Source organism: Microbacterium sp. CJ77 (assembly GCF_002911615.1).
In the GTDB taxonomy this organism is placed as follows: Bacteria; Actinomycetota; Actinomycetes; order Actinomycetales; family Microbacteriaceae; genus Microbacterium.
The window spans coordinates 22447-31638 of record NZ_PQBR01000012.1 but is presented as its reverse complement, the minus strand read 5'-3'; the positions used below and the strand labels follow the sequence as shown (position 1 = coordinate 31638).

Here is a 9192-nt window from a genome sequence, read left to right as displayed (position 1 = left end):
CTTCTTTTCTCGTGGGCTCGGAGATGTTTATAAGAAACAGGTGTCCGGGTTGACCCCGACGCGCTGCCCGATCCGGATCACTGCCTGATTCACAGACAACCCCGGATCCTCCTTACGCGCCTCCTGCACGAGCCTCATCGCTCGCTCCCGCAACTCCGGCGGATACTTCCTCAAAGCTGGCATAGTCCTCATCCTCTCGGGATTTCAGACCCTCCACGACACCCGGGGCGATTCACGCCGTATCCCCGCCCCGCTCCACCTTCCCCAGCTCGAGGAGTGCATCGTGAAGATCATCCCCACCCGCCCCGTGCACGCGGTTCCGCCGCTGCCCACCGACGACTTCGACGCACCCCTGCGCGTCAGCGTGATCGGCACCGGATACCTCGGCGCGACCCACGCCGCGGCCGTCGCCGAGATGGGCTTCGACGTCATAGGCGTCGACACCGACCCCGCGAAGGTCGCCGCGCTCGAACGCGGCGAGGTGCCGTTCTTCGAGCCCGGCCTGCCCGAACTGATCTCGCGGCACGTCGCCACCGGCCGCCTGCGGTTCACGACGGACCTCGCGGCGGCGGTCGCGGCATCCGATGTCCACTTCATCTGCGTCGGTACGCCGCAGCAAGCATCGAGTCACGGAGCGGATCTGCGATTCGTCGATTCCGCCACGCGGCAGGTGGTGGAGGCCATGACGCACGACGGTCTGATCGTCGGCAAGTCGACGGTGCCGGTGGGAACCGCGTCGCGGCTGCGGACGATGCTGACGGAGACCATCGCGCCGGGCATGCATGTCGAGCTGATCTGGAACCCCGAATTCTTGCGCGAGGGGATGGCGGTCGAAGACACCCTGCGCCCCGACCGCATCGTGATCGGCGGGGCGTCACCGTGGGCCGAGGACCGGCTGCGTCGGCTCTACGGTCCCGCCATTGCGAACGGGGCGCCCGTCGTGACCTGCGATCTGGCGACCGCCGAGCTGGTCAAGGTGAGCGCGAACGCATTCCTGGCGACCAAGATCTCGTTCATCAACGCGATCGCCGGGTTGTGCGAGAAGGCCGGAGCGGACGTCGGTGTTCTTGCGGATGCGATCGGGTACGACTCACGCATCGGCCGCAAGTTCTTGAACGCCGGGCTCGGGTTCGGCGGCGGATGTCTGCCGAAGGACATCCGTGCCCTGATGCACCGAGCCGGCGAACTCGGCGCCTACTCGACGGTCATGTTGATGCAGCGGGTCGACGAGATCAACATGGACCAGCGCCAGCGAATCATCGACATGACCCTCGGCGCGGTCGGGGGCTCGGTGTTGAACACGCGCATTGCGGTGCTCGGGGCGGCGTTCAAACCCGACACGGACGACGTTCGCGACTCGCCGGCGCTGAACGTGGCGGCGGCGCTACACCTGCGCGGGGCGCACGTCACGGTCTACGACCCGGCCGCCGGGGGCACGGCCAAGCGCCTGTTCCCGACGCTGTCGTATGCCGACGGGCTCGAGAACGCGGTGCGCGGTGCCGACGTCGTGCTTGTGCTGACGGAATGGGACGAGTTCCGTCTCGCCGACCCCGACGTCGTCGGTGACCTGGTGTCGCAGCGGATCATCGTCGACGGGCGCAACTGCCTGCCCGAAGACGCCTGGCGTGAGGCGGGGTGGGACTACCGCGCCCTCGGGCACGCGGTTCCGGCCCCGATGCCGATGACGGGCTCGATGCGGAAGATCGAGGCCGCTTAGCCTGCGGTGGGGCGGACATCCGAGAGGTCCGGTGGGGCTGATGTGGCGTTTTCGGTGCCCCCGGGCCCCGTTCCGCACCGTCGTTCCTCTCGGATGTCCGGCGCTACGCTGACGCCGACTCTCGCGTGTCCAGTTGGACGCGTACGTGCGGCAGGAATTCCCGCGGGATCACCGCTGTGGCGACGAGGTCCGGTGCGAGTCGCACACCGACCGCGTAGACGAACGGGTCGGTGTCGATCTCGCACGCGGCCGTCTCGACGCCGTTGACGACGAGGAACGCGGAGCGGTTGATCGACGCCTCGGTCGCGCGCCAGGAGCCTTCGTGTGCGGGCCGCCCCATGTCCAGCCCGAGCTCTTCGCGGAACCGGTTCATCAGGATGTGGTTCGTGTGGTGCACGAGCTGGTATTCGAGTGTCGAGTGTTCGCTCGATTCGCGATACCACGACGTGCGAACAGCCTCCCAGAGCATGGGATACCGCATCCGCTCGACCATATCGAGCAGCCAGACCGGTCGCGGCCACGGCGGTTCGACATCGAGAGAGGCCCGCGTCTGGTCGTCCAGTTCCGCGAGGTTCGCGGGATCGTCGCGGTCTTCGGGGTTGCGCCACAGCGTGTAGCTGATGCTCACGGCCTGGTGCGAGTGGCCGCCGCTGCCGCCGGTGCCCTCCATCCCCAGGCCGTCCCAGTCTTCGAGGGTCGGCTGGGGCACGAGCCCCATCACCGCGAACGGGAGATCCCGAACGCGGGCGGCCTGTTCCAGCCGCGGGTCGGGCGCGTCTTCGGGAAGGTGTCCGGTGAACTGCACCCTTCGAGCTTGAGCCAGCGTCTCGGGGCACGCAAGGCCGAGGGCACAGATCAGGCGGGGCGCTCGATGACGAGCAGACCCTCTTTGGTGTCGGCGACCGCGACCCAGCCGTCGCCGAACAGGAACGTCATGCCGTAGCCGTCGTCGTCGGTCGCGACGGTCGTGTCGGGGTTCTCGGTGACGTACACACCGTCGGGCGTCTCTTCGGCGACCCAACCGCCGTCGGTCAGTTCGGTCTGCGCTTTTTCGGCGTCGGCGGGGTCGATTCCGGCCCAGCCGTAGATCTGCACGCTCGCGGTGACGGCGCCCGCAGCACCCCAGATGCACCACAGTCCGTCGGGGAACTCGCGCGAGCCGATGCGGAACACATCCTCCTGCGCTTCCCAGCCGGCCTCGACGAACGCCGCGACGACGTCCGGTGCGATCAGGGTTTCGCAGGTGAGATCACCGGGGCGCACGACGGGCGTGATCTCGGTGGGGGTCGGGGTCGGCGTCGCACTGGGCGCTGTGCTCGGTGGCGGCGTGGTTGCTTCGGCATCCGGGGTCGCCGCGCAGCTCGTCAGCGCCAGGGCCGCGACGAGCGCCGCCGCGCCGATGACCGTGCGAGTGCGGGGAACCGCGCGAGAGCGAGTCATGGTGTCCAGATCAGCCGCGCGGGGTGGGGGAGTGGACGAGATCGAGGAAGTCTTGGTGCAGGATGCCGTTGGTCGCCATCACCGAACGTGCCGAGAGGGTCTGCTCGCCCTCGAACGACGTGACGCGCCCGCCGGCCTCGCTGATGATGGGGACGACGGCGGCGATGTCGTACTCCTGAACGCCGAATTCGGCGACGAACTCGAGGCGCCCCTCGGCAAGGAGCATGTAGGGCCAGACGTCGCCGTATCCGCGGTCGCGCTTGACTCGGCGGGTCAGCGCGATGAGGGCGTCGAGGTGGTCGGTCTCATCCCACTGCGCGATGCTCTGGAAGCTCACGCTGGCCTCGTCGAGGGTGTCGACCGACGACACCCTCAGCCGGCGCTCGCCGCCATCGGGCGTGTCCGTCCAGGCCCCGAGGCCTTCGGCGCCCCACCAGCGGCGTCCGATCGCGGGGATTCCGACGACGCCGACGACGGGCAGACCATCGACAGCCAGTGCGATCAGGTTGCCCCACATCGGGATGCCGCGGACATAGTTGGCGGTGCCGTCGATCGGATCGATGATCCACTGGCGACGGCTATCGCCCGTGGTTCCGAACTCTTCGCCGAGGATCCCGTCGCCGGGCCGTTCTTGCGCCAGGATGTCTCGGATCGCCCGCTCGGCAGCCAGATCCGCCTCGGACACGGGCGAGGCATCGGGCTTCGTCTGCACGTGGAGGTCGACGGCATCGAAACGCGCCATCGATGCGGCGGCCGCGGCATCCGCCAGTCGGAGCGCAAGGGAGAGGTCATCGGCACGCGTCGGATCGGCGTGCGCGACGCCGGGGAGGGGCGACGTGGGGAAGGTCACGGGCCCAGGATACCGGGGCTTGCCTGAACGATTCGCGAGTGACGTAACCGTGATGGTAATGTTGACCCTCGGTTCGCCCGGCTCCACCTGGGCGGCCTTTGCACCTCTAGCTCAATCGGCAGAGCAACTGACTCTTAATCAGTGGGTTCTGGGTTCAAGTCCCAGGGGGTGCACTGGGAAGCCCTGATAGATCTCGCCATCTACCAGGGCTTTTCTCATGCGCGGGTGGGCCCGGAGCGGCCGTGGTCAGTCTCCGGTCGACAGACGTTCTGGATCGCCCGCTAGGTCGGTCGATTGGCTACTCCGATCACCGCGGCAAGACCGCGTCGCCGCCGTGCCATCGCGCCTCCCGCCGGTCGGTAGAGCAGGAGGTCAGGGCTTGAGCAGCACCTTGATCGCGCGGCGCTCGTCCATCGCGGCGTAAGCCTCGGCCGCCTCATCGAGGGGCAGCGTCAGGTCGAACACGCGACCCGGCTGGACGACGCCGTTCCAGACATCCGGCAACAGCTCTTCTATGTAGTTGCGGACGGGAGCGACGCCCCCGCGCAGGCCGATGTTCGCCCCGAAGAGCGATCCCACGGGCACCGAGTTGCCCTCGGCGGGAACGCCGACGAATCCGACCGTGCCGCCGGGGCGCGCCGTGGCGATGGCCTGGTCCATGCTCTCGGGGGTGCCGACGCATTCGAGAACCGCGTCGGGTCCGATGCCGTCGAACAGGGCCTTGGCGGCGGCGATCCCCTCGGCGCCGCGCTCGGCGATCACGTCGGTCGCGCCGAACTCGCGACCGAGCGCCTGACGGGATGCGTGGCGAGACATCAGCACGATGCGCTCCGCGCCGAGGCGCTTCGAGGCGAGCACGGCGCAGAGCCCGACGGCGCCGTCACCGATCACGACGACCGTGCTGCCGGGACCGACCCCGCCGGATAGGGCCGCGTGGTGACCGGTGCCGAAGACATCCGACAGCGTCAGAAGGTGGGGAATGAGGTCGTCGGAGGGGTACTCGGGGGTCTTCACGAGCGTCCCGTCGGCGTGCGGCACGCGGACGTATTCGCCCTGGGCTCCGTCGGCGAACCCGCCGAAGTGATCGCGCGAGCCCCACCAGGAGTGCTCGAGGCACGACGTCGAGACGCCGTTGCGGCAGTTCACGCACGTCATGTCGCAGTCGTAGAACGGTGCGATGACGAAGTCGCCGACCGCGACGTTCTCGACCTCGTTGCCGAGCGCCTCGACCACTCCGACGAACTCGTGCCCGATGCGCGAGCCCGGCTTGGGGGTACGCACGCCGCGGTAGCTCCACAGGTCCGAGCCGCAGACGCACGCCGCAACGACCCGGACGATGGCGTCGCGACCCGAGCTGAGTACGGGGTCGGGGACTTCTTCGACTCGGATGTCTCGGGCAGCATGGATCGTCGTCGCGCGCATGATCTCAGCCTACGGCTCGGGTGCGGCAGGCGGCAGGGATGCTGTGGCCTCGCTCGCCTGCCCCCACCGAACGGTCGCGACTCGCCGTGTGGCCGCGATGTTGCGCGGCGAGTCGCGACCGTTCGCGGTGGATGGGCGGGGTCAGCGCCCGGCGGCGGCGATGCGGGTCGAGAGCTGGTGTGCGTGCGCGAGCAGCGTGCGGCCGAGGCCCGCCAGGCGGTCCGGGCCGAAGCGGAACTCGACCCCCGTCAGGCTCAGCGCCCACTCGGGGTACCCCGCGCGGTTGAACACGGCCGCCCCGACACCCCAGCTGCCCTCGACGATCAGCCCCGGGTTGACCGCGTAGCCGCGGTCGCGCGTTTCGGCGAGGCGCGTGCGGAGCGGTGCGAGGCCGTGACTCGCGCCCCATGATTCGTCGAGGTCGGGGCGGCGCTCGAGGTAGGCGTCGACGTCGGCCTCGGGCAGGAAGGACAGGATCGCCAGCCCCGCCGAGGCGACGCCGAGGGGAAAGCGGACGCCCTCGCTCAGCACGAACGAGCGGATGGGAAAGGCCCCTTCTTCGCGCAGCAGGCACACGGTCTCGTCGGCTCGCCGCACCGACAGGAACGCGCTCTCCTCGGTCTTGACGGCGAGTGAGCGGACGATGTCGCGGGCCAGTGTCGTGATGTCGTACCGGGCGGCGGCGACCGTCCCCATCAGATACAGTTCGGGCCCCGGCATCCATCGCGCGCTCCGCTCGTCCTGATCGACGAGGCCCTCGGCTCGGAGCGCCGACAGCAGCCGATGTGCCGTCGAGCGCGACAGGTCGGCGCGACGTGCGAGGTCCGCGGTCTGCGCTCCCTCGGTGCCCGCGGCCGTGACGAGGCGCAGGAGGTGCGCCGCGCGGCCGATGGCCTGGGCGCCGGGAACCGTGCGAGTGTTCATCATGTGGACGCTAGCCGTCGGGTGAGCCACATCGCAAGGCATTTCTTGCGGTCGGTGGAGCCGAGAGACAAGCTGGAAAAGGGAATGGGCTACGGATGCCCTCGACGCACCGTGACCGGATCGTGGACACAGCGGTCGGGTCTGGCCACATTCGCGAACGTGCGACAAGGGAGTGACGCGTGATCGACAAACAGGTGACGACCCCGGCCGAGGCCGTGGCGGACATCCCGGACGGCGCTTCGCTCGCCGTCGGAGGGTTCGGGCTCTCGGGCAATCCGATCGCCCTGATCGAGGCGCTCCTCGCGCAGGGCACGACCGATCTCAGCATCGTCAGCAACAACTGCGGCGTGGACGACTGGGGCCTCGGCGTGCTGCTGAACGCCCGCCGCATCCGCAAGATGACGTCGTCGTACGTCGGCGAGAACAAGGAATTCGAGCGGCAGTTCCTCGCCGGTGAGCTCGAGCTCGAGCTCACCCCGCAGGGCACGCTCGCCGAGAAGTTGCGCGCGGGCGGATCCGGCGTCGCGGCCTTCTACACGCGAACGGGAGTCGGCACGCAGGTCGCCGAGGGCGGGTTGCCCCGCCGGTACGACGGAGCGGGCGGGATCGCTGTGGCGTCACCGACGAAGGACGTCCGCGTCTTCGACGTCGCGGGTCAGTCGCGCGAGTACGTGCTCGAAGAGGCCATCCTGACGGACTTCGCCCTCGTGCACGCACGGAGAGGTGACCGCCACGGCAACCTCGTGTTCAACAAGGCCGCGCGCAATTTCAACCCGCTCGCCGCGATGTCCGGGCGCGTCTGCATCGCCCAGGTCGAAGAGCTCGTCGAGCCCGGCGAAATCGACCCCGATCAGGTGCATCTTCCGGGTGTTTACGTGCACCGCATCGTCGAGGTCGGGACCGACATCGAAAAGCGCATCGAGCGTCGCACGGTGCGGGCAACCGGCTCGGAAGGGAACTGACATGCCACTCGATCGCCTGCAGATGGCCGCGCGTGCCGCCGCCGAGCTGACGGATGGCTCGTACGTCAACCTCGGGATCGGGCTGCCGACCCTGGTGCCCAACTACGTGCCGGATGACGTGACCGTCGTGCTGCAGTCCGAGAACGGCATTCTCGGCGTGGGGCCGTACCCGGACGATGCGGATGTGGATCCGGATCTGATCAACGCCGGAAAAGAGACGGTAACGACCCTGGCCGGGGCGTCGTTCTTCGACTCGGCCACGAGCTTCGGCATGATACGCGGCGGCAAGATCGATGTCGCCGTGCTCGGTGCGATGCAGGTCTCGCGTACCGGTGACCTGGCCAACTGGATGATCCCGGGGAAGATGGTCAAGGGTCCGGGAGGCGCAATGGATCTCGTGCACGGAGCGGCCCAGGTCATTGTGCTCATGGAGCACGTCGCGAAGGATGGTTCGGCGAAGATCGTCGACGAGTGCTCGCTGCCCCTGACCGGGCGTCAGGTCGTCGACCGAATCATCACCGACCTGGCCGTGATCGACGTGACGCCCGACGGACTCGTGCTGGTGGAGGTGGCACCGGGTGTGACCGTGGCCGAGGTCGTCGCGGCGACCGAGCCGCACCTGACCGTTTCGCCCGCACTGGAGGAGAACGCATGAGCGCCCTGCCGCAAGAACACATGCCGCACGAGAGCATCGAGCCGGACGACATCGTCATCGTGGCCGCAGCCCGCACGCCCCAGGGGCGGTTGAAGGGTCAGCTCGCGTCTTTCACGGCGCCCCAGCTCGGCGGCTTCGCCATCCGCGGCGCGCTCGAGAAGGCCGGGATCGCAGCGGATGCCGTCGACGCCGTCGTGCTCGGGCAGGTGCTGCCCGCCGGGTCGGGCCAGAACCCCGCGCGCCAGGCGGCGCTGGCCGCGGGGATCGGATGGGAGGTGCCCGCGTCATCCGTCAACAAGGTCTGCCTGTCGGGTTTGACGGCAATCATCGACGCGGCACGCATGATCCGGGTCGGCGACGCGGATGTCGTGGTCGCGGGCGGCATGGAGTCCATGACCCGCGCCCCGCACCTGCTGATGGGATCGCGCGACGGATGGCAGTACGGCAGTGTCGAGGTGCTCGACCACATGGCCCTCGACGGGCTCACCGACGCGTACGACAACGAGAGCATGGGCGCGTCCACCGAGCGCCGCAACGACCGGTTCGAGGTGACGCGCGAGCAGCAGGACGCCGTTTCGGCGCGCTCGCACCAGCGTGCCGCAGCGGCGACCGAGGCGGGCGTGTTCGCGGACGAGATCGTGGCGATCGACGTGCCGCAGCGGCGGGGCGATGCCGTCCGCGTGACGGCGGATGAAGGCATCCGTCCCGAGACGACGGTCGAGACGCTCGGGCGCCTGCGGCCCGCGTTCGCGGAGGGCGGGTCGATCACGGCGGGCAACTCGTCGCAGATTTCGGATGGCGCGGCCGCTGTGGTCGTGACGCACCGCGCCCACGCCGAGGCGCGCGGGTGGCCCGTGCTGGCCGTGATCGGGGCGAACGGGCAGGTCGCTGGGCCGGACAACTCGCTGCACGCGCAGCCCGCCCGGGCCATTGCGAAGGCGCTCGAGAAGCAGGGACTGACTCCCGCCGACCTCGACATCGTCGAGATCAACGAGGCGTTCGCGGCCGTGGTCGTGCGTTCCCAGGCCGAGCTGGGCCTGGCCGACGACGTCGTCAACGTCCACGGCGGGGGCATCGCGGTCGGGCACCCGATCGGAGCATCCGGGGCGCGGCTCGTCGTGCACGCGGTGCACGAACTCGGTCGTCGGGGGAGCGGCACCGCCGCTGTCGCGCTGTGCGGCGGCGGGGGCCAGGGCGAGGCGCTGATCCTCACGCGCTGAGC

At 69.2% G+C, this 9192-nt stretch carries 9 protein-coding genes and 1 tRNA gene; 5 read left to right on the top strand and 5 right to left on the bottom strand.

Annotation, left to right across the window (positions count from 1 at the left end; genetic code table 11):
* The first annotated feature begins 289 nt into the window (after positions 1 to 289).
* Positions 290 to 1717, top strand: a complete 1428-nt coding sequence (locus tag C2868_RS08830; protein ID WP_232711220.1) for a UDP-glucose/GDP-mannose dehydrogenase family protein — start codon at positions 290 to 292, stop codon at positions 1715 to 1717.
* Between the two features lie 103 nt (positions 1718 to 1820).
* Here C2868_RS08830 and C2868_RS08825 read toward each other — a convergent pair whose 3' ends face one another.
* Genes C2868_RS08825 through C2868_RS08815 form a run of 3 tightly spaced genes read right to left on the bottom strand, consistent with a single transcriptional unit; the run spans position 1821 to position 4007 of the window.
* Positions 1821 to 2522 carry a hypothetical protein gene (locus tag C2868_RS08825; protein ID WP_100810509.1) on the bottom strand — a complete coding sequence of 234 codons (702 nt, stop codon included), beginning with the start codon at positions 2520 to 2522 and terminating at the stop codon, positions 1821 to 1823.
* Positions 2523 to 2572: 50 nt separating this feature from the next.
* Positions 2573 to 3157: a hypothetical protein gene (locus C2868_RS08820; protein ID WP_100810510.1), complete on the bottom strand. Its 585-nt coding sequence runs from the start codon at positions 3155 to 3157 to the stop codon at positions 2573 to 2575.
* A gap of 10 nt (positions 3158 to 3167) precedes the next feature.
* The gene (locus tag C2868_RS08815) at positions 3168 to 4007 is read right to left on the bottom strand and encodes an inositol monophosphatase family protein (protein WP_232711155.1); all 840 of its coding nucleotides are present in this window, start codon (positions 4005 to 4007) and stop codon (positions 3168 to 3170) included.
* Positions 4008 to 4107: 100 nt separating this feature from the next.
* Between C2868_RS08815 and C2868_RS08810 the strand changes: the two genes are divergently transcribed.
* Positions 4108 to 4180, top strand: a tRNA-Lys gene (locus C2868_RS08810).
* A gap of 199 nt (positions 4181 to 4379) precedes the next feature.
* On the opposite strand, the gene C2868_RS08805 is transcribed toward C2868_RS08810, so the two are convergent.
* Both C2868_RS08805 and C2868_RS08800 read right to left on the bottom strand, forming a co-directional pair.
* Positions 4380 to 5429 (bottom strand): zinc-dependent alcohol dehydrogenase family protein, encoded by a 1050-nt coding sequence (locus tag C2868_RS08805; protein WP_100810511.1) that lies wholly within the window; start codon positions 5427 to 5429, stop codon positions 4380 to 4382.
* A gap of 141 nt (positions 5430 to 5570) precedes the next feature.
* Positions 5571 to 6353 (bottom strand): IclR family transcriptional regulator, encoded by a 783-nt coding sequence (locus C2868_RS08800; RefSeq protein WP_100811288.1) that lies wholly within the window; start codon positions 6351 to 6353, stop codon positions 5571 to 5573.
* A gap of 179 nt (positions 6354 to 6532) precedes the next feature.
* Between C2868_RS08800 and C2868_RS08795 the strand changes: the two genes are divergently transcribed.
* Genes C2868_RS08795 through C2868_RS08785 form a run of 3 tightly spaced genes read left to right on the top strand, consistent with a single transcriptional unit; the run spans position 6533 to position 9190 of the window.
* On the top strand, positions 6533 to 7315 hold the full coding sequence (locus tag C2868_RS08795; RefSeq protein ID WP_100810512.1) for a CoA transferase subunit A: 783 nt from the start codon (positions 6533 to 6535) through the stop codon (positions 7313 to 7315).
* A gap of 1 nt (position 7316) precedes the next feature.
* Complete coding sequence (locus tag C2868_RS08790; protein ID WP_181003407.1) at positions 7317 to 7970, top strand: 3-oxoacid CoA-transferase subunit B; 654 nt, start codon at positions 7317 to 7319, stop codon at positions 7968 to 7970.
* Entirely contained in the window at positions 7967 to 9190 is a 1224-nt protein-coding gene (locus tag C2868_RS08785) for an acetyl-CoA C-acetyltransferase (RefSeq protein WP_374935771.1), read from the top strand. The genes C2868_RS08790 and C2868_RS08785 overlap by 4 nt, the downstream gene beginning before the upstream one ends.
* Positions 9191 to 9192 lie beyond the last annotated feature (2 nt).